A 19,925-nucleotide genomic window follows, 5' to 3' on the forward strand; every position below is an offset into this window, starting at 1 on the left:
CGGATCCGGAGCCACGATCCGGGCGACGCCGGCAGTTATCAGCCGGCAAGGGCCAGGACGAGTGAGGCGGCGGCGAGGGCGAGGCAGGTCCCGGGAAAGACGATGTTGTGGTACACGGCCGCCCTGACGTGGGCGGCCAGGGCACCGACGTAGAAGAGGACGAGCCCACCCGCAGCGGCCACGCCGACGAACGGCACTCCCAGCAGGCTGGCCGCGGACGAACGGGAAGGCCGCCCCGTGCGGATCGGAGCCGTCGTCGATCAGCCGGACGACTGGCTCGGCGCCGTCGCCAACGGCTACGGCGTCGCCCTCGCCCCCGCGTCCGCCGCCCGGTTCTACGCCCGTCCGACCGTCGTCTACCGGCCGACCGAGGGGTGAGCCCCAGTTCGGTCGGCGTGGTCTGGGCGCCTGCCGACGACGCCGACCCGGTCGTGCGCGACTTCGTGAGCTGCTGCGTCGACACCGTGGCGGCCGCGAGCCCGGGCGGAGGCACGCCCGGGAAGCCGCATATCTGAGGGCGGCCCGGAGACCGGTCAGCCTGCCTGGCTGCTGTCCTTGTACGCGCCCCAGCCGTGCCAGCGCTCGACCTCGATCCAGGCGCTGACCCTCGGCCGGTCCCGTTGGCCGTAGGGCTTGCCGAGGTACTGCCGGCTGAGCCGGTCGATACCGGCGAGGTCCGGGTCGTTCCGGATCTCGGTGGCCCGGCCGACAAGGCTGATGTGGTTGTACCAGTTGGCTTCGTCCAGCACGGTGAGGGTGACCCGGGGATCGTTGCGCAGATGCTCCAGGCGCTTGCGGCCCTCGTCCATGTTGACCAGGACGCGGCCGTCGTCCTCCCACAGGTACCAGGTGGCGGTGGAGACGGGCTGGCCATCCGGCCGGAGCGTGGTGATGACCGCCGGATTGGCCTTTTTGACCATGCCGATCGCATCGGGGGTGAGCGGAGGCTTCGACATCGTGCTTCTCCTCGACATCCGGTGCTGGTGGGGCCCATCTGCTGTGACCCCGTACACGCTGTCACATTTCGCACGGAAACGAGCCGTCGCACGACGCTCGCCGACAAGACGGTCGCCTTTGTCGACCAGCTGCTGTTGCGCGCCGGGCGTGCCGGGGTGCTGGACGGAGAAACCGCGGTCGTCCGGATGTCCCGCCCCGGTCACTGGACGGCTTGCTCGAACCGCATGCCGTTCCGGTCCGGGCCTGGGCGCCGTCCCGGTCAGGCGGGGGCCGGGGAGGGGCGCAGGGCGAGCAGGGCGGCGTCGTCGGTGCTGTCGGCGGCCAGTCCGCCGAGCAGTTCGTCGCAGAAGGTTTCCAGGGGTTCGCGGGACAGTGCGGCGGCGTGCTGGCGCAGTCGGGCGAATCCACGCTCGAGGGATTCGGAGCGGCGTTCGATCAGGCCGTCGGTGTACAGGAGCAGGGTGGAGTGCGGGGGCAGGTGGTCGATGGCGGTGGGACGCTGGTGCTGGGGGTCGAGGCCGATCAGTAGTCCCGCACCGGTTTCGAGGTAGCGGGTGTCGCCTTCGGCGGTGGTGAGCAGGGGTGGCAGGTGTCCGGCGCAGGAGTGGTGCAGGGGCCAGGGGCCGTTGTGGTGCGGGGGGTGTTTGACGAGGGCGTAGATGCAGGTGGCGGTCGCGTCGTGCTGGAGTGTGTGGCTGGCGATGTCCAGGCGGCGCAGGACTTCGCCGGGGGGTTCTCGGCGGTCGACGGCGATTCCGCGCAGCATGTTGCGCAGGGCGCTCATGTCGATGGCTGCTTGCAGGTCGTGGCCGGTGACGTCGCCGATGACCAGGGCGGTGTTTCCCCGCGGCAGGACGAAGGCGTCGTACCAGTCCCCGCCGACTTGTGCGACGGTCTGTGCGGAGGCGTAGCGGGCGGCGATCTGAAGGTTCGGGACGTGGGGCAGCTCGGGCAGCAGGGCGCGTTGGAACCGCTCGGCGATGCGCTGGGTCTGCTGGTACAGGCGTGCGTTGTCCACTTGCACGGCCAGGCCGCGGACCAGGTCCTCGATGAGTGGGAGGTCGGCGTCGGTGAAGGGGTGGTGGGGGTCGGTGCGGGCCACGGTCAGTGCGCCGAGGACCTCCCGTCGAGCCCGTAGCGGGGTGATGACGGCGCTACGCGCGTCGAGCTGCTCGAACAGTTCCAGCTGCCGGGCGTGCAGCGGGTTCACCGCCCGGTTCGGCGGGGAGATGTCGTCGAGCAGCAGCGGGCCCGCCCCGCGCAGCACCCGGGGCAGCGGCCCGCCCGCGTCGTCCGGCACCGGCGGAAGCGGCCCCTCGTAGCCGCCCGGAACCAGCGCCTCGGGCGTGCGGTGGACGACGACGGCCCGCTCCAGCCGGCCGCAGTCGTCGAGCAGGTCGACCACGCACCAGTCGCCCAGCCGCCCGGTCAGCACGCGGCACGCCCGCCGCAGCCCGTCCAGCAGGTCCAGCGTGCTGGCCAGAGCCGCCTCGGCGTCCGCCAGCAGCGCAAGACGGTCCAGCCGCGTCCTGCCGTCCTCGTCCTTGCTCACCTCCTACGTCTTCCCCGCCCTCGACCTGCCACGACAGGAAGCTTTCCCCGGCCTGTCATGACAGGGGGCTTTCCCCGGGCGCGAGCGGGATCGGTGATGGCCGCGGTCGGCCACCGAAAGAGAGCCGCGCTCGGCGGCGGTGAAGCCGGGCGGGACCACCATCTCGCCGATGACACCCGCCGCCGGCTACTCGCGTCCTGGCGCGGATGGGATCACTGAGGAGCGGCCGCCCCCGTTTCGATCGCCGCGTGGGGGCCCGAGCGGGAACACGGTCGGCCGGCCCGTTGGAGCCGGGCCGGCCGAGATGTCGGGGCGCGTGCGCCGTCAGGACGCGGTGGCGGGCAGTGCGGCGAGCCAGTCGGTCAGGATCCGGTTGACCTCGACGGGGCGTTCCTGCTGGATCCAGTGGCCGCAGCCGTCGAGAAGACGGGAGGAGAGCAGGCCCGGTAGCGTGACCGGGTACGCCTCGATCGCGTCGGCCAGCCATGTCGTGGAAGCGTCCAGGCCGCCGCCGATGAACACTGACGGCTGGGGGACGGGGGCACCGTCAAAGGCGGCGAGGTCCTCCCAGTCGCGGTCCATGTTCCGGTAGCGGTTGAGCGCTCCGCTCAGGCCGGTGCGTTCGAACTCCGCGGCGTAGACGTCGAGGTCCCGCTCGCTGAGCCAGGCGGGCATCCGCCCGGCGGGGAACCGGTCCCGCAGTGTCCCGGCCCTGCTGACGAAGTGCGGATCGGGAGCGCCGGGCGCGGGCATGGTGTCGGCGGACAGGGCCGCGTAGAAGCCCGCGAGCCAGCCTCGTACGTCCGGTTCGATCTCGGCCTCGGCACGGCCCGGCTCCTGGAAGTACGAGACGTAGAACTCCTCGTCCCCGCCCATCCGAGCGAAGACGTCGCTGGGGCGGGGCCCGCCGCGCGGGGTGTAGGGCACGCTCAGCAGCCCCACCGCGCGGAAGACGTCCGGCCGGAGCAGGGCGGAGTTCGCGGCGATGTTGGCGCCCCAGTCGTGGCCGATGACCACCGCCGACCGCTCGCCCAGGGCGTGCACCACCGCGACGTTGTCCTCGACCAGGTGGAGCATCCGGTACGCGTCCGTGGCGGCCGGCTTGGAGGAGCGGCCGTAACCGCGTACGTCGATGGCTACCGCGCGGTATCCCGCCGCTGCGAGAGCCGGCAGTTGGTGGCGCCAGGAGTACCAGGATTCCGGGAAGCCGTGCACGAGCAGCACCAGCGGCCCGGTTCCCTGCTCGACCAGGTGGATCCGTCCTTCTGACGTGGACACCAACCGATGTGTCGTCTCCGCGACGTGACGCGCCATGAGTCTTCTCCCACCGTGCCCCTTCTTGTGTGCCGCCAGGACGGTCCCGTCCTGCGATCCGCCGGCTCAACGCCCATCTTGCGAAGACGCGAGCCAGAAGGAGAGTTCGTTTGCCGATTCGGCAAGTCCGGCCCTCGGCGTCGGCACCGGACCTCGACAGCCGGGCGTCGCAAGGCGCCCGGCTGTCGGTCATGGCCGCGTCCTCGACGCCGCTGCCTGGGCCCTACAGCGGCGTGACGTAGGCGCCCGAGATCCCGCCGTCGACGAGGAAGTCGGTGGCGTTCACGAACGAGGAGTCGTCGCTCGCGAGGAAGGCGACCGCGGCCGCGATCTCGTCAGCCTCCGCGAACCGCCCCACCGGAATGTGCACGAGGCGTCGCGCCGCCCGCTCCGGGTCCTTCGCGAACAGTTCCTGGAGGAGCGGGGTGTTGACGGGTCCGGGGCAGAGCGCGTTCACGCGGATGCCCTCGCGCGCGAACTGCACGCCCAGCTCACGCGACATGGCGAGCACGCCGCCCTTGGACGCGGTGTAGGAGATCTGCGAGGTGGCGGCGCCCATGATGGCCACGAACGACGCGGTGTTGATGATGGAACCGCGGCCCTGACGCCGCATGTAGGGGATGGCGGCCTTGCAGCACAGGTACACCGAGGTCAGGTTGACCTCTTGGACCCGCCTCCACGCATCCAGGCCGGTCTCCAGGATCGAGTCGTCGTCCGGCGGCGAGATGCCCGCGTTGTTGAAGGCGATGTCGACGGAGCCGTAGGTGTCGAACGCGGTCTTGAACAGCGCCTCGACCTGATCGGCGTCGGTCACGTCCACCTTCACGAAGGTGCCCCCGACCTCCTCAGCCGCGGCCTTCCCCGCGCTCTCGTCGATGTCGCCGCAGACGACGTTCGCCCCCTCTGAGGCGAGACGGCGCGCGGTGGCGAGGCCGATGCCGCTGCCCGCGCCGGTGATGACGGCGGTACGGCCGACGAGGCGGCGGCAGACGCTGCTGGTGTCGGTCATGAGTGTTCAGCCCTCCGTGGTGTCCGTGCTGGTGGAAACGTCGCTGATGAAGACGTTCTTGGTCTCGGTGAAGGCGGCGAGCGCGTCCGGTCCCAGTTCGCGGCCGAGCCCCGACTGCTTGTAGCCGCCGAACGGGGTCCAGTAGCGAACGCTGGAGTGGGAGTTGACGGAGAGGTTCCCGGCCGCGACGGCGCGGGACACGCGCAGCGCCCGGCCCACGTCCCGCGTCCAGATCGACCCGGACAGGCCGTAATCGGTCGCGTTGGCGAGCCGCACCGCGTCGGCCTCGTCCTCGAAGGGAAGGACGACGGCGACCGGGCCGAAGACCTCTTCGGCGGCGATGGGCGCGGCCGGGTCGACGTCGGTGACGACGGTCGGAGGGAACCAGAAGCCGGGCCCTTCGGGCGCGCTGCCGCGGATCGCCTTCAGGTCGTCGGTGACGTACGACCGTACGCGCTCCAGCTGGACCTTCGAGATCAGCGGGCCCATCTGGGTGCGCTCATCGCTCGGGTCGCCGACGACGACGGACTCGATGCCGGGCGTGAGCAGGTCCAGGAAGCGGTCGTAGACCGAGCGCTGGACGAGGATGCGGGTGCGGGCGCAGCAGTCCTGCCCCGCGTTGTCGAGGAACGACATGGGCGCGGCAGCGGCGGCGGCCTCGATGTCGGCGTCGGCGAAGACGATGTTGGGGCTCTTGCCGCCGAGTTCGAGCGTCACGCGCTTCACGCGGGCGGCGCACTTGGCCATGATCGCCTTGCCCACACGGGTGGATCCGGTGAACACGATCTTGGCGACGCCGGGGTGCTCGACGAGTGCGTTGCCCGCCACGTCGCCCGCGCCGGGCAGCACTTGGAAAAGGTGCTCCGGAAGGCCTGACTCCAGGGCGAGTTCGGCGAGCCGGCGGGCGGTCAGCGGGGTCGTCTCCGCGGGTTTGAGGAGGACGGCGTTGCCGGCCGCGAGCGCGGGTGCGGTCCCCCAGGCGGCGATCGGCATCGGGAAGTTCCACGGCGCGATGACACCGACGACCCCGAGGGGTTCGAGGATCGTGATGTCGAGTCCGCCGGGCACGGGGATCTGGCGGCCGGACAGGCGTTCCACTCCCCCGGCGGCGAAGTCGAGCAGGTCGCGGGCGTTTCCCGCCTCCCAGCGCGCGTTGCCGATGACGTGCCCGGCTTCGCGCACCTCCAACTGCGCGAGTTCTTGGAGGTGTTCGTCGACCGTGACGGCGAAGCGGCGCAGCAGCCTGGCCCGGTCGGCGGGCGCGAGGGCGGCCCAGCGGGTCTGGGCCACGGCCGCGCGGGCGACGGCCACGTCGACGTCCTCGGGGGTGGCGGCGGGGACGGTCGCGATGACTTCTTCCGTAGCCGGGTTCAGTACCTGGTGCTCGTGCACGTACGTGTCCATGTCCTCGTGGTCCTCGTGGTCCTCGTGGTCCTCGCGCTCGTACGACAAGAAGGGCCTCACATGCGTTCGAAGGAACGGCGGAGTTCCCAGTCGGTGACCGCGGCGTCGAAGGCTTCGAGTTCGACGCGGGCCATGTTGCGGTAGTGCGCGACCACTTCGTCGCCGAAGGCGGCCTTGGCGATCGGGCTGTTCTCCCAGAGCTCGGCGGCCTCGCGCAGGGTGGTGGGGACGTGTTCGTAGGGGGCGGTGTACGCGTTGCCCGGACATGCGTCGGGCAGCTCCAGGTGCTGCTCGATACCGTGGAGACCGGCGGCGATCAGGCCCGCGACCGCGAGATGCGGGTTGACGTCGCCGCCGGGCAGCCGGTTCTCGAAGCGCAGCGAACGGCCATGGCCGACGACGCGCAGCGCGCAGGTGCGGTTGTCGTGTCCCCAGGCGACGGCGGTCGGCGCGAAGGAACCGGGCTGGAAGCGCTTGTAGGAGTTGATGTTGGGGGCGTAGAGCAGGGAGAAGTCCCGCAGCGCGGCCAACTGGCCGGCGAGGAAGTGCCGCATCACCTGGGACATGCCGCCGGGTCCGTCCCCGGCCATGATGCTCATGCCGTCCGCGTCGGCGAGGGAGAGGTGGATGTGGCAGGAGTTTCCCTCGCGCTCGTTGTACTTCGCCATGAAGGTGAGCGCGTAGCCCTCCTGGGCGGCGATCTCCTTGGCGCCGGTCTTGTAGACGGCGTGCTGGTCGCAGGTGACCAGGGCATCGTCGTAGCGGAACACGATCTCGTGCTGGCCGGGATTGCACTCGCCCTTCGCGGACTCGACGGTCAGGCCCGCCGCGCTCATCTCGTTGCAGATGCGGCGCAGCAGCGGCTCGATGCGGCCGGTGCCGAGGACCGAGTAGTCGACGTTGTACTGGTTGGCCGGGGTGAGGTCCCGGTAGCCGGCGTCCCAGGCCTGTTCGTAGGAGTCCTTGAAGACGATGAATTCGAGCTCCGTGCCGACGTTGGCCGTGTAGCCGAGCTCGGCGAGCCGTTCGAGTTGGCGGCGCAGGATCTGCCGGGGCGCGGCCACGACCGGTGTTCCGTCCTCCCAGGCGAGGTCGGCCATCAGCATCGCGGTGGCTCGGTTCCAGGGCACCCGGCGCAGGGTGGCCAGGTCGGGGAGCATGGCGAAATCACCGTAGCCGCGGTCCCAGGAGGACATCTCGTAGCCTTCGACGGTGTTCATCTCCGCGTCGACGGCGAGGAGGTAGTTGCAGCACTCCGTGCCGTGCTGGAGGACTTCGTCGAGGAAGAAGCGGGCGGCGAACCGCTTGCCCTGGAGTCGTCCTTGCATATCGGGGAAGGCCAGGACGACAGTGTCGATCTCGCCGCTCGCGACGAGGGCGCGAAGCTCCTCGACACTGAGCGGGGGTGTGCGGTCTGCCACGGGAAAGCCTCCTTCGGTCAGCCGAGACCAAATAAGGTATTGCCGAGAACCATTGCTTGGGAAGGGGATGCGATCAGATGTCGCAGACGGACGCGGGCGAGGGCGCCCTCACGGACGACCGGCTGTCTCCGGTGCTGCGGCCGGTGCGGGCGGGAAACGGTTTCGAGGAGGCTCTTGAACAGATACTCCAGGTCGTACGGCTGGGTCTGGTGCCCAGCGGCGAGCGATTGCCGTCGGAGCGGGAGCTGGCTGAGCGGCTCGGCATCAGCCGGGTGACGCTGCGCGAGGTGCTGAAGGTCCTCCAGGACCAGGGGCTGGTGGAGTCGCGGCGCGGCCGCTACGGCGGAACGTTCGTCCTGCCGAAGGCGGCCGCCCACGGCGAGGACGAGCTGCGCCGCCGCATCGAGGAGGTCGATGTCGAGGACGTCCTGCGGTTCCGGGAGGTGCTGGAGGTGGGCGCGGCCGGACTGTGCGCGGCGCACGGGCTCACCGACGAACAGGAGGAGCGGCTGCGGGAGGCGCTCGCCCGCACGCACGACGCGCCGCTCACCGAGTACCGACGGCTCGACACGCTGCTGCACCTCACACTCGCCGAGCTGTCCGGATCGCCGACCCTCACCGCGCAGTACGCGGCCGTGCGCGCGACCGTGAACGACCTGCTGGACTGCATTCCGCTGCTGGTCAGGAACCTGGAGCACTCGCAGCGCCAGCACACCGCCCTGGTCGAGGCCGTGCTGGACGGGGACGCCGACGGCGCTCGGGAGATGATGCGGGAGCACTGCGCGGGCACGGCCGCCCTGCTGCGCGGCTTTTTGACGTGAGCAGGGCGTTTCACGGCGACGGCGCGCGCGGGTCTTGATTTCCTGGCAGCGCCGACACAAAGGTATGAATCCGTTCCATGGAGTGCTTCGCAGCGCTCGCCGCAGCGGAAGCCGAGTGGGAACCCGGCTGAGGACCGTGAAGGAGCACACAGTGGGCAAGCCGCTCATCGGCGTCAGCACCTATCTGGAATCCCGGGCGTCCTGGGGGGTCTGGGAGCTGCCCGCGGCGCTGCTGCCCGCCGGGTATCCGCGGCTGGTGCAGGCCGCGGGCGGTATCGCGGCCATGCTGCCGCCGGACGATCCGTCCCACGCGGCGTCGGTGGTCGCCCGCCTCGACGGGCTGGTCGTCGCGGGCGGCCCGGACGTCGAGCCGGAGCGCTACGGTGCTGAGCGCGAGCCGCGCACCGGGCCGCCCGCGCGGGAGCGTGACGCCTGGGAACTCGCCCTGATTCGGGCGGCGTTGGACTCCGGCACGCCTCTGCTCGGCATCTGCCGCGGCATGCAGCTGCTGAACGTCGCGCTCGGCGGCACCCTCGTCCAGCACATCGACGGCCACACCGAGGACGTCGGCGTCTTCGGCGCGCACCCGGTGACCCCCGTGGCGGGCACGCGGTACGCGGCCGTGGTGCCGGAGGAGACGCACGTCCCGACGTACCACCACCAGGCGGTGGACCGTCTGGGCAAGGGTCTGCGCGCTTCGGCCCACGCGACGGACGGCACGGTGGAGGCGGTCGAGCTGCCCGGCGACCGTTTCGCGCTGGGCGTGCAGTGGCACCCCGAGATGGGCGAGGACGTACGGGTGATGACCGCGCTGGTGCGCGCCGCGTCGGGGGGTTGAATCCGGGGCCGGACCCGCCACGCGTCAGCACGGGCCGGCCGCGCGCCCGGCCCGCGGACCGATGTCCCGTCGGCCGCGCGGCCCACGGCGCGTGCGGCAGGCACTCCAACCGGGCGGCGCGCCACCGACTCCTCCCCCATGGCCAGTTCGCTCGGCACCACGGGCCCGCCCCGCTGACGGCCGCGGGCGCCGACCGCCGTCCTCGACCACGGCTCGATGAGCCAGGGCCCGGCCGTGCCGGTGATCAAGGCCGACGCAGGCAGCAGCAGCGTCGCCTTCCCTCCTCAGGGCGCGTTCATTCACCTTCCGCAAGGTCGATGGTGGTGAGCCACTGGGCGACAACGGCGTCGATGAACTCGTCGCCGGCCTCACCGCGGTCGAGGAGGAGGCGGGCCAGAACGGGGCCGGAGAGCAGTGTGTACTCGTTGGCGCTGATCTGAAGTCCGCTGGGTTCGAGCAGCTTGTTGAGGGCCGCGCGACGGTCCTCGCCGATCCGCGTCAGGGCCTGGGCACTGTCAGGGTCGTGGTCGGCCTGGGCAGTCACCGCCAGCACCGCGGTGCGGACGGCCGGGACGCTGATGCCGTCGCGCAGGCTCCTCAGCCACGCGGTGGCCACCGTACGCACATCGCTGCCCGGCCGGGGATAACCGCCGAGGTCGGGGCCTTCCAGGATGAGGTCGCAGAGCAGGGCGGCACGGGTGGGCCAGTGCCGGTAGAGGGTCTGGCGGGTGAGTCCGGCGCGCTCGGCCAGCAGGGCGTATGTCAGCCCGATCGGCCCGGCTTCGGGCAAGAGGTCGCGGGCGACGGCCAGGGCATGGGTACGGGTGCGCTGGACCCGAGGGTTGCTCAGGTCCGGCTTGCGGCGGTGTACGGGCGGCAGAGCGGGCATGGCTTCTACCCTACCCAGAAATCACACATGGAGTGTGATTCAAGACACCCCATCAATCACACACTGCGTGTGATACGCAGGGAAGGCAATCACACGCGATGAGTGATTCAGAGCGTGTGCCGTCTTTTCTTCCCTTGGAGTGTCTGATGTCCACTGCGATCACCTACTCCCGCTACGGCGGCCCGGAGGTGCTCACCCTGACCGAGGTAGACACCCCCGAGCCGGGGCCGGGCCAGGTCCGGATCAAGCTCCGGGCGGTCGCGGTCAACCTGATCGACCTGAAGATCCGCTCCGGGATGATGGAGGGCATCTTCCCGATCGAGTTCCCGGTGCTGCCGGGCCGGGACGTAGCGGGCGTCGTCGACAAGGTCGGTGAGGGCGCGAGCGCCTCGGTCGGCGATGAGGTCTTCGGCGTCGCTTCCCTCGGCGGCTACAGCGAGTACGCCCTGTTGGACCGGCCGGTGGTCAAGCCGAAGGAGGTGTCGTTCGAGACAGCGGCCGCCCTGGTCACGGTCGGCGAGGCCGCCTACCGCGGCCTGCACCACCTCGGTGTCCAGGGCGGCCAGACCCTGCTGGTCCACGGCGCGGGCGGCAGCGTGGGAACCATCGCGGTCCAGCTCGCCGTCGCCCGGGGCATCACCGTCGTCGGCACCGCCGGCGGGCAGGAGATCGACCGGGTCGGCAAGCTCGGCGCCACCGCGGTCCGCTACGGCGAGGGCTGGGCGGATCGGGTCAGGGCCGCCGCCCGGCAGGGCGTGGACTACGTGTTCGACACCGCGGGCGCCGGCCTGCTGCCGGACTCGATCGCCCTGGTCGGCGAAGCCACCCGGGTGATCACCATCGCCGATCATGCCGCCGCGCAACATGGTGTCCGGTTCACCGGCGGCGACCCGACCGACCGCTTCCCGCAGTCACTGCCGCTGCTGGCGAAGCTGAACGCCGAGGGCAAGCTCGACATCCCTGTCTGGCGCACCTACCCGCTGGCCGAGGCAGCAAGAGCCCAGGCCGACATCGAAGCCCACCGTAACCAGGGCAAGGTCATCCTCCTGCCCTGACCCGAGCCGCCGCCTCAGTCGCCCTCTTCACCTCATGCGGGCGGCTGGGGCGGCTTCGCAGGGAACCGGATCCGAGCAGTTGGTGCCGCGGACCGCGGCCGGCACCGCCGACCCAGCCGCAGGAAAGACCAGGCTCTGGAAGGGAGGTTGCCAAAATGCCGGCGATCGAGTTGTCCGTGAATTCCCCCGGAATTGTCCGTGATCGGTAACGGACGCATCCCGTGGCCGCCGTCCCTCGTCCTGCCATGTGGTCGGAAGGCGACCGGGGATCGGCGAGGAACTGCGGGAAGGCGGGGCGGACATGGCACGGCACGGCAGCGGGCATGGCTGGTACGGCAAGGTGGCCGGGGCGGCGCTCGGGGTGACGGTGCTGGCCGCCGGTGCCTCGCTGTGGACCGCGCAGGCCGACGCCGTGCGCGGCCCGTCGCCTCGGGCCGCCGCGTCGGCCACTCCGGGCAGTGACGTCGAGCCGGTGGCGGAAACCATCGCGCACGCCTCGGACCAGGGGGAGCGCGGCCTCAACATCACCATCGACGACGGGCCCGACCCCGTCTGGACCCCGCAAATGCTGGACATCCTGCGGGAGTACGGGGTGAAGGCCACGTTCTGCATGGTGGGAACGCAGGCGCAGGCCCACCCGGACCTCGTGAAGAAGGTGGTCGCCGCCGGGCACCGGCTGTGCGACCACACCGTGTCCCATGACACCACCATGGACGCCAAGTCCCAGGCGTACCAGTCGCAGCAGATTCTCGACGCCGAACGCATGATCACCGAGGCGTCCGGTGGCGTACGGCCGATGTACTACCGGGCGCCCGGCGGGGCCTTCACCCCCTACAGCCGCAAGTTGGCCGCCTCCCGCGGCATGCGCCCGCTGGGCTGGAACGTGGACTCCAAGGATTTCGAGAGGCCGGGCACGGACGCCATCGTCGCCACCGTCCAGCGGGAGCTGCCCAACGGGCCGACACTCCTCTTCCACGACGCCGGCGGCGACCGCTCACAGACCGTCGACGCCCTGCGCCGGATCCTGCCCCAACTCAAGGAGCAGGGCTACTCCTTCGGCTTCCCGACGCGCTGAGCTCCCATTCAAGGTCGTCGCAGTCCAGGCGGTCGCGGAGCACCCTTCGCGGCGCTGGTCGAGGTGCATCTTCACGCGTAAAACATCGGCGTCACGGTATTCAACCGCAACCCGTTTCCCCTGCACAGCCACCCGCGCTGTGCCGGACAGCCACGGCTGCGTCACGCTGGAAGCACGGACCGCGTGGTGCCCGTGCCGTTCCAGTCGGTGAACAAGGTGAGGCAGGTGAGGTGCTCATGGCCACCCTCGACATCCGCGACCTGCACTGTTCGGTGCACACCGACGCCGGGCCGCGCGAGATCCTTCACGGGGTCGACCTGGCCGTACGCCAGGGCGAGACCCACGCCATCATGGGCCCCAACGGCTCCGGCAAGACCACCCTCGCCTACGCGCTCGCCGGCCACCCGAAATACCTGGTCACCTCCGGCAGCGTCACCCTGGACGGCGAGGACGTGCTCGCGATGAAGGTCGACGAACGGGCGCGGGCCGGAATCTTCCTCGCCATGCAGTACCCCGTCGAGGTCCCCGGCGTATCCATGACCAACTTCCTGCGCAGCGCCGCCACCGCTGTCCGCGGCGAGGCCCCCAGGCTGCGCACCTGGCTCAAGGAGGTCCGCGAGGCGATGGAACGCCTCCAGATCGATCCCGCCTTCGCCGAGCGCAACGTCAACGAGGGCTTCTCCGGAGGGGAGAAGAAACGCCACGAGATCCTCCAGCTCGAACTGCTCAAGCCGAAGATCGCGATCCTGGACGAGACCGACTCCGGACTGGACGTCGACGCGCTGCGCGTCGTCGCCGAGGGCGTCAACCGCGTCCGCGCCACGGGACAGGTGGCCACCCTGCTGATCACGCACTACACGCGCATCCTGCGCTACGTCCACCCCGACCACGTCCACGTCTTCGCCGAAGGCCGCATCGCCGACTCCGGCGGCCCCGAACTCGCCGACCGGCTTGAGGACGAAGGCTATGAGGCCTACGTCAAGGGCACGGCGCAGGGCTGAACGGCCCGGTCCGCCCCCTGCTCCCGGGCCGATCACTCGGGCGCCCGGCGCCACATCCCGGGCCCCGCTGTCCCTGTGGCCGTTGTGAGCCCAGGATTTCCGGCGCGTCACTCCAGGGAATCTCGCGCGAGTTCCGTCTCGATGAGGCGGTTCAGATGCCGGCGGGCGTCCTCCGTCGTCAGCGGGGGTGTCTGCCGCAGGTGCTGCAGGGCCAGGCCGTCGGCGAGGGCGGCGAAGCGGACCGTGACGCCGTCGAGGTCGTCGCAGGTGAACTCGCCCTCGGCGACGCCCCGTTCGATCAGGTGGCGGATCTGGTGGTGCCAGGCCTCGTAGCGCTGGGCCTGGCCGCGGGCGAAGGTCTCGTCCGCGCCCTGCTCTCCCGCGTTCCAGTAGTCGAACCACATGCGCCAGTGCCGGTCGGTGTCCTCGGTGAACAGGGCGTCGACCATCAGCCGCAGACCCTCGGCACCGCTGGTGGCCTGCTCCGCCGCCTCGTCGAGCGCCGCGTAGTACCGCTCGATGTGCAGGATCATCGCCTCGGAGAGGATTTCCTGGACACTGCCGAAGTGGTACGTGACGGTGCCGACCGACACCCCGGCCGCGGCGGCGACGTCACGCACTCCCACCGACGCGTAGCCGCGTTCGGCGATCAGGGGGACCGCCGCCTCCACGATGAGGCGGCGGCGTACCTCGGTGGGCTGGCGCGTGCGGTCCGCGGCGGCGACGGCGCGGCGCGGGCTCTTCGCCGCCGTCATCCCGACGTCCTCGGCGTGGTGCGGTGCCATGCGCGCTTGGCCACTGTCTCTCCGTTCGCCCGTGCTTCGATGCGGCTGTCCATGACGAAGTCCGCGGCCGTGGCCCGCAGCTCCGTGCGCGCCATGATCTCAGCGTCCCAGTCGTCCCCGCGACGCAGCCGGATGTGCCACTCGGAGACGGCCCGCGCGGACAGCGGGTCGTCGTGACGGATGCGGTAGGTCTCGCGCGCGCTCTCCTCGTAGCGCAGTCCGTCCGGGTACGTGCGCGATCCCCCGTAGTTGGGGTCGACCTCCAGCGTCCACTCCCCCTTCGCCACGTCGATCGTGACCAGCCGCTCGGGGTGCGGCTTCGCGGGGGCGTCGTACGTCACCGGCAGCGGTGGCGCCTGCTCCGGCTCCTCGAAGCGGATCTGCGGCTCGTCCCCGGGCTCGCGCACGGGCAGGAGCAGGGCGCTGTCGGCGGGGAGCACGGTCAGTTCGCCGCGTTCGCCGTGCGGCCAGACCCAGGGCCAGTACGCGTCGGAGACGGCGACCCGGATGCGGTGGCCGGGCGGGAAGGCGTAGCCGATACCGGTTCGGCGACCATCAGGCCCCAGTCGGGGGTCGGCGGGTCGGCGCCGAAGCCGAGGAAGGACAACGAGGAGATGAGCAGGACGACCCAGGAGGCCCGCATGGCGGCCTCCACGCACACCACGTCGGTGATGTTGGGCAGGATCTCCCGCCGCAGGATCGGCCAGGTCCGCTCACCCCGGGCACGGGCCGCGGTCACGTAGTCGGCGGGGACGACGGCGAGCGCCGCGCCGCGCACCACCCGGACGACCTGGGGCACGTAGACCACGGCGATCGCCAGGACGATGACCGCCGGGCCCGTGCCCAGCGCGGTCACGATGACGAGGAGCGCGAGGATCGACGGCACGGACAGCACCGCGTCGAGCACGCGGCCCAGGACGTCGTCGAACCAGCCGCCGCGCAGTGCGGCCGCGCATCCGACGACCGTGCCCAGCGCGACGGTCAGGACGGTCGCGGCCACCGACACGCCGAGTGCGTAGCGGCCGCCGTACAGGACGCGGGCGAGGACGTCGCGCCCGTACTGGTCCGTGCCCGCCCAGTGCTCCCAGCTCGGGCCGAGCAGTGCGTGCGAGGCGTCGCCCGCGACCGGGTCGTACGAGGTGAGGAGCGGGGCGAGCAGGGCGATCAGCACGTGCACGGCGACGATCGTCAGGCCGACGAGGGCGGTGCGCGAGGAGCGCAGCGTACGCCAGGCGCGGGCAGCACGCGTCGCGGAGGCGACCGGCGCGGCCACCGGTGCGGTGTCGAGCGTGGTCATCGGGTCCTCCCTCCGGTACGGAGCTTGGGGTTGAGGGCCATGGCGCCCAGGTCGGCGGCGAGGTTGCAGACGACGTAGACGACGGCGCTGATCAGCGCGATGGCCTGGATGACGGGCAGGTCGCGGTTCTGCACCGAGGAGAGCATCAGCTTGCCGATGCCGGGGTAGTTGAAGACGTTCTCGACGACCGCGACGCCTCCGGCGAGCCAGGCGACGTTCAGCGCGATCACGTGCAGTGTCGGCAGCAGGGCGCCGGGCAGGGCGTGCCGGGTGACGACCCGCCAGGTGGAAAGGCCCTTGAGCCGGGCCGTGGTGACGTACTCGCTCGCCATCACGTCGATGACGGACGTACGGGCCATGCGCACGATGTAGGCGGCCATGACCACGGCGAGCGCGAGCGCCGGGAGCCAGACGGCGGGCAGCAGCTGGCCCACGCTCGCTTCGGGGCCGTACAGCACGACCGCGGGGAACCAGGGCAGCGCGATCGAGAAGCAGAGCACCAGCACGGTGGCGACCACGAACTCGGGGACGCTCATGCCGACCAGGCTGACCGTCGAGATCAGGTGGTCGGGCCAGCGGTCACGGTACAGACCCGCGAGGATGCCGAGCACGATCGACCCGGTGACGGCGAAGAGCACCGTGACGAGGGCGATGAGCGCCGAGTTGCCGAGGTGGGTGGCGACCTCGCCGCCGACGGGCCGGCCGGAGACGAGGGAGGTGCCGAAGTCCCCGTGCAGCGCCCCGCGCATCCAGTGCGCGTACCGCTGCCAGGCAGGCTGGTCGAGTCCGAGCTTTCCGCGCAGGGCGGCGACGGCGTCCGGGGTGGCGTCCTTGCCGAGGATCTGAGTGGCGACGTCGCCGGGCAGGGCCTGGACGGCGAGGAAGACGATCACGGAGGACAGGACGAGCGTGCCGACGGCCGAGCCCACGCGACGGGCGACGAACGACAGCATGGTCAGGCTCCCTTCAGGCCGATGCCGAGGTAGTCGAACTCGAAGCCGTGCTCGTCGTATCCGCGCACCTGGCGGGAGATGCCGACGAGCCGGTCGGCGAACATGGGGGTCATCGCCCCGCCCCTCTCGATCACCATGGTCTGCGCCTCGCCGTACAGGTCGTGGCGCAAGGTGTCGTCGGTCTCGCGTCTGGCCCGATCGAGGAGAGCGTCGAAGTCCTTGTCGGACCAGGCGGTCTCGTTGTAGGAGGAGCCGCTGCGGAAGATCTGGGTGAAGAGCTGGTCGACGGGCCGGCCCGTGAACCAGTAGGTGGCCATGAGGGGCTTCTTCATCCAGATCTGCGTGTAGTACGAGTCGGCGGACGCGGTCTTGACCCGGACGCGGATTCCGGCCCGCCCGGCCGAGTCCCGGTAGGCGAGGGCCATGGGCGTGAACAGCGGGTCGTACGCGGAGGTGTAGAGGTCGACGGCGAGTCCCTCCTGACCCGCCTGCTTCAGCAGATACCGCGCCTTCTCCGGATCGTGTTCGGGATGCGTGGAGATGTGGACGGGGTCGGAGGGCGGCACCGGGTTGTCCCAGCCGGCGCTGCCCGCGCCCTGCAGGGCCACCTTCACCACGTGCTCGGGGTCGTAGGCGAGCTTCATCGCCTGCCGCACGCGGACATCGGTGAAGGGCTTCTCCGTGGTCAGCATCGGGAGCACGTACCACTGGGCGTTCTTCACCCGGGCGACGGTGGCCCGGTCGGAGGCGGCGACCACGCGGGCGGTCGCGAAGTCGAGGTTGGTCTGGGAGAGCAGGTCGACCTGGCCCGCGAGCAGGGCGTTCGAGCGGGCCGACATGTCGGCGACCGAGTAGAAGGCGATGGCGTCGAGTACGGGGCGGCCCGCCCAGTGGTCCGGGTACGCGGTGATGCGCCCGGGTCCGGCCGGGGCGAACGACTCCAGTTTGAAGGGGCCGGTGCCAATGCCCGTGCGGCCGATGGACTTCGCGCTGCCGTCGGGGACGACGTAGCAGTTGTAGTGCGTCAGGAGGCTCGGGAACTCCGCGTTCGGGGTCTTCAGCGGGACCACGAGCGTGTGGGGGTCGGGGGTGCGCAGCGTCTCGGGGTCGATGAGCGGGGCGAGGACGGCGGCCTGCGGTGACGCCGTCGCCTTGTCGAGGATGTGGCGCAGGGTGTAGGCCGCGTCGGCGGCGGTGAAGGCGCGTCCGTCGTGGAACGTGACGCCCTTGCGGAGGCGGAAGGTCCAGGTGGCGGCCTTGTCGTCGGGCTCCCAGGACTCGGCGAGGTCGGGGGCGAGCATGCCGTCCGGGCCGATCCGGACGAGCCGGTTGTAGAGGGCGCCCAGGTATTCGTAGGCCGACAGGGAGCTGGCCGGATCCAGTGTCTCGGCGTCGGATGCGGCCGGCCGCGCGATGCGCAGCGTGCCGCCGCGGGCGGGTGCGCCCTTGTGCGCGGCGGCGGGCAGGACGGGGGTGGACGCGGCCCCCGTGCAGCCGGTCGTCAGCCAGGACGCGCCCAGGGAGGCGACGCCCGCGGCGAGGACCGACCGCCGCGCAAGGTGGTGGGTGTCGGGCATGAACCGACCGTCCTTCTCGCTATTCGTTCAGCGGAACGATTGAGTGAAGTGCGTGAACGATAACGAGTGGACGCTTTCGCGCCAACCCTTGGAGTGCGGAATTTAACTGCGGAGACTCAGTCGTTACGCCCCCCAGAGACGCCCGGCACCAGGTCGCGACCACCAACGCCCACCCCCGCATTTAGTTCTCTCGCGAGCGAGATACCTTGGGAGAGGCCGGGCCGATGTGCAAGCAGCGCACGCCCGGAGGTCTCGCACGCATGGAGGATTGCCGTGGCCCTGCCCGCTCTGTCACCGCCCGACTCGTCGCCGCGGGCGACCACTCCGGCGCGACATCGCTCGTCCGGCCGGGCCGTCGTCGGCTGGCTGACGAGTACCGACCACAAGAGGATCGGCACCCTCTACCTGGTCACCTCGTTCGCGTTCTTCTGCTTCGGCGGCCTGTTGGCACTGCTCATGCGCGCCGAGTTGGCCCGTCCGGGTACACAGCTCATCTCGAACGAGCAGTTCAACCAGGCCTTCACGATGCACGGCACCGTGATGCTGTTCATGTTCGCCACACCGATCTTCTCCGGCTTCGCGAACTGGATCATGCCGCTGCAGATCGGCGCGCCCGACGTGGCGTTCCCGAGGCTCAACATGCTTGCCTACTGGCTGTACCTGTTCGGCTCGCTGATCGCGGTGGGCGGCTTCCTCACGCCGCAGGGCGCCGCCGACTTCGGCTGGTTCGCCTACAGCCCGCTGTCCGACACGATCCACTCGCCGGGTGTCGGCGGTGACCTGTGGATCATGGGTCTGGCCATGCAGGGCTTCGGCACCATCCTCGGGTCGGTCAACTTCATCACCACGATCGTCTGCATGCGCGCGCCGGGCATGACCATGTTCCGCATGCCGATCTTCACCTGGAACGTGCTGCTCACCAGCGTGCTGGTGCTGCTGGCCTTCCCCGTGCTCGCCGCCGCGCTCTTCGCGCTCGAGTTCGACCGGAAGTTCGGCGCCCAGATCTTCGCCCCCTCCAACGGCGGGGCGCTGCTGTGGCAGCACCTCTTCTGGTTCTTCGGCCACCCTGAGGTGTACATCCTGGCGCTGCCCTTCTTCGGCATCGTGTCCGAGGTGGTCCCCGTCTTCTCCCGTAAGCCGATCTTCGGCTACATGGGGCTGATCGGCGCGACCATCGCGATCGCGGGCCTGTCGGTGACGGTGTGGGCGCATCACATGTATGCGACAGGTGGAGTGCTGTTGCCGTTCTTCTCCTTCATGACCTTCCTGATCGCGATTCCGACCGGGGTGAAGTTCTTCAACTGGATCGGCACCATGTGGAAGGGGTCCCTGAGCTTCGAGACGCCGATGCTGTGGTCCATCGGCTTCATGGTCACCTTCCTGTTCGGTGGTCTGACCGGCGTGATCCTTGCCTCGCCGCCGCTGGACTTCCACGTCACGGACTCGTACTTCGTGGTGGCCCACTTCCACTACGTCGTCTTCGGCACCGTGGTGTTCGCGATGTTCGCCGGATTCCACTTCTGGTGGCCGAAGTTCACCGGCAAGATGCTCGACGAGCGCCTCGGCAAGATCACCTTCTGGCTGCTGTTCACCGGCTTCCACGGCACCTTCCTCGTCCAGCACTGGCTGGGCGCCGAGGGCATGCCGCGCCGGTACGCCGACTACCTGGCGGCCGACGGCTTCACCGCCCTGAACACCGTGTCGACGATCTTCTCGTTCCTGCTCGGCCTGTCGATCCTGCCGTTCTTCCACAACGTCTGGAAGACCGCCAGGCACGGCCGGCGGATCACCGTCAACGATCCGTGGGGCTGGGGCCGTTCGCTGGAGTGGGCGACCTCCTGTCCCCCGCCGCGCCACAACTTCGAAGAGCTGCCGCGCATACGGAACGAGTCACCCGCCTTCGGCCTCTCCCACCCCGAGATCGCCCTAAGTGACGACATCGAGGAGGAGCGGGCGACGGCCACCGGCCGACGCTGA

19 protein-coding genes and 1 pseudogene are annotated in these 19,925 nt (G+C 70.4%); 7 read left to right on the forward strand and 13 right to left on the reverse strand.

The annotated features are described in order from the left end of the window. Positions 1–38: 38 nt before the first annotated feature. Complete coding sequence (locus OIE49_RS01615) at positions 39–197, reverse strand: DoxX family protein (RefSeq protein WP_326800708.1); 159 nt, start codon at positions 195–197, stop codon at positions 39–41. A gap of 7 nt (positions 198–204) precedes the next feature. On the opposite strand from OIE49_RS01615, the pseudogene OIE49_RS01620 reads away from it, so the two are divergent. Then, positions 205–515: pseudogene (locus OIE49_RS01620) on the forward strand (LysR substrate-binding domain-containing protein); the annotation flags it as partial. Positions 516–533: 18 nt separating this feature from the next. On the opposite strand, the gene OIE49_RS01625 reads toward OIE49_RS01620, so the two are convergent. From OIE49_RS01625 to OIE49_RS01650, 6 genes are all read right to left on the reverse strand, one after another. Next, positions 534–956, reverse strand: coding sequence for a PPOX class F420-dependent oxidoreductase (locus OIE49_RS01625; protein WP_100568687.1), 423 nt, complete (start codon positions 954–956; stop codon positions 534–536). A gap of 260 nt (positions 957–1,216) precedes the next feature. Then, a complete protein-coding gene (locus OIE49_RS01630) occupies positions 1,217–2,509 on the reverse strand; it encodes a PP2C family protein-serine/threonine phosphatase (protein ID WP_326800709.1) in 1,293 nt (430 codons plus the stop codon). Positions 2,510–2,833: 324 nt separating this feature from the next. Then, positions 2,834–3,823, reverse strand: coding sequence for an alpha/beta fold hydrolase (locus OIE49_RS01635; protein ID WP_326800710.1), 990 nt, complete (start codon positions 3,821–3,823; stop codon positions 2,834–2,836). Between the two features lie 223 nt (positions 3,824–4,046). Further along, positions 4,047–4,832, reverse strand: a complete 786-nt coding sequence (locus OIE49_RS01640) for a 3-oxoacyl-ACP reductase (RefSeq protein WP_100568690.1) — start codon at positions 4,830–4,832, stop codon at positions 4,047–4,049. A gap of 6 nt (positions 4,833–4,838) precedes the next feature. After that, positions 4,839–6,236, reverse strand: coding sequence for an aldehyde dehydrogenase family protein (locus OIE49_RS01645; RefSeq protein WP_326806108.1), 1,398 nt, complete (start codon positions 6,234–6,236; stop codon positions 4,839–4,841). 56 nt (positions 6,237–6,292) lie between these two features. Beyond that, positions 6,293–7,657 (reverse strand): glutamine synthetase family protein, encoded by a 1,365-nt coding sequence (locus OIE49_RS01650; RefSeq protein WP_326800711.1) that lies wholly within the window; start codon positions 7,655–7,657, stop codon positions 6,293–6,295. 77 nt (positions 7,658–7,734) lie between these two features. On the opposite strand from OIE49_RS01650, the gene OIE49_RS01655 reads away from it, so the two are divergent. After that, the gene (locus OIE49_RS01655) at positions 7,735–8,478 is read left to right on the forward strand and encodes a FadR/GntR family transcriptional regulator (protein WP_326800712.1); all 744 of its coding nucleotides are present in this window, start codon (positions 7,735–7,737) and stop codon (positions 8,476–8,478) included. A gap of 151 nt (positions 8,479–8,629) precedes the next feature. Further along, complete coding sequence (locus tag OIE49_RS01660; RefSeq protein WP_326800713.1) at positions 8,630–9,316, forward strand: gamma-glutamyl-gamma-aminobutyrate hydrolase family protein; 687 nt, start codon at positions 8,630–8,632, stop codon at positions 9,314–9,316. A 295-nt stretch (positions 9,317–9,611) separates the two neighbouring features. Here OIE49_RS01660 and OIE49_RS01665 read toward each other — a convergent pair whose 3' ends face one another. Continuing rightward, positions 9,612–10,205: a TetR/AcrR family transcriptional regulator gene (locus tag OIE49_RS01665; protein ID WP_326800714.1), complete on the reverse strand. Its 594-nt coding sequence runs from the start codon at positions 10,203–10,205 to the stop codon at positions 9,612–9,614. A gap of 146 nt (positions 10,206–10,351) precedes the next feature. Between OIE49_RS01665 and OIE49_RS01670 the strand changes: the two genes are divergently transcribed. From OIE49_RS01670 to sufC, 3 genes are all read left to right on the forward strand, one after another. Then, positions 10,352–11,260, forward strand: coding sequence for an NADP-dependent oxidoreductase (locus tag OIE49_RS01670; RefSeq protein ID WP_326800715.1), 909 nt, complete (start codon positions 10,352–10,354; stop codon positions 11,258–11,260). 301 nt (positions 11,261–11,561) lie between these two features. Continuing rightward, positions 11,562–12,335, forward strand: a complete 774-nt coding sequence (locus OIE49_RS01675) for a polysaccharide deacetylase family protein (RefSeq protein WP_326800716.1) — start codon at positions 11,562–11,564, stop codon at positions 12,333–12,335. Positions 12,336–12,571: 236 nt separating this feature from the next. Then, a complete protein-coding gene (gene sufC / locus OIE49_RS01680) occupies positions 12,572–13,336 on the forward strand; it encodes a Fe-S cluster assembly ATPase SufC (protein ID WP_326800717.1) in 765 nt (254 codons plus the stop codon). A 107-nt stretch (positions 13,337–13,443) separates the two neighbouring features. On the opposite strand, the gene OIE49_RS01685 is transcribed toward sufC, so the two are convergent. The 5 genes from OIE49_RS01685 to OIE49_RS01705 are packed head-to-tail and all read right to left on the reverse strand — an operon-like array spanning position 13,444 to position 17,948. Further along, entirely contained in the window at positions 13,444–14,091 is a 648-nt protein-coding gene (locus OIE49_RS01685) for a TetR/AcrR family transcriptional regulator (protein ID WP_326800718.1), read from the reverse strand. Further along, positions 14,088–14,561: a hypothetical protein gene (locus OIE49_RS01690; protein ID WP_442812192.1), complete on the reverse strand. Its 474-nt coding sequence runs from the start codon at positions 14,559–14,561 to the stop codon at positions 14,088–14,090. Before OIE49_RS01690 ends, OIE49_RS01685 begins: the two co-directional genes overlap by 4 nt. Before the next feature lie 2 nt (positions 14,562–14,563). Further along, positions 14,564–15,418, reverse strand: coding sequence for an ABC transporter permease (locus tag OIE49_RS01695; RefSeq protein WP_326800719.1), 855 nt, complete (start codon positions 15,416–15,418; stop codon positions 14,564–14,566). Beyond that, positions 15,415–16,371, reverse strand: coding sequence for an ABC transporter permease (locus OIE49_RS01700; protein WP_100568701.1), 957 nt, complete (start codon positions 16,369–16,371; stop codon positions 15,415–15,417). Before OIE49_RS01700 ends, OIE49_RS01695 begins: the two co-directional genes overlap by 4 nt. A gap of 2 nt (positions 16,372–16,373) precedes the next feature. Beyond that, positions 16,374–17,948, reverse strand: a complete 1,575-nt coding sequence (locus OIE49_RS01705; protein ID WP_326800720.1) for an ABC transporter substrate-binding protein — start codon at positions 17,946–17,948, stop codon at positions 16,374–16,376. A 288-nt stretch (positions 17,949–18,236) separates the two neighbouring features. Between OIE49_RS01705 and ctaD the strand changes: the two genes are divergently transcribed. Then, positions 18,237–19,925, forward strand: a complete 1,689-nt coding sequence (ctaD, locus tag OIE49_RS01710) for an aa3-type cytochrome oxidase subunit I (RefSeq protein WP_401739777.1) — start codon at positions 18,237–18,239, stop codon at positions 19,923–19,925.

This window comes from Streptomyces sp. NBC_01788 (genome assembly GCF_035917575.1).
Classification (GTDB): domain Bacteria; phylum Actinomycetota; class Actinomycetes; order Streptomycetales; family Streptomycetaceae; genus Streptomyces.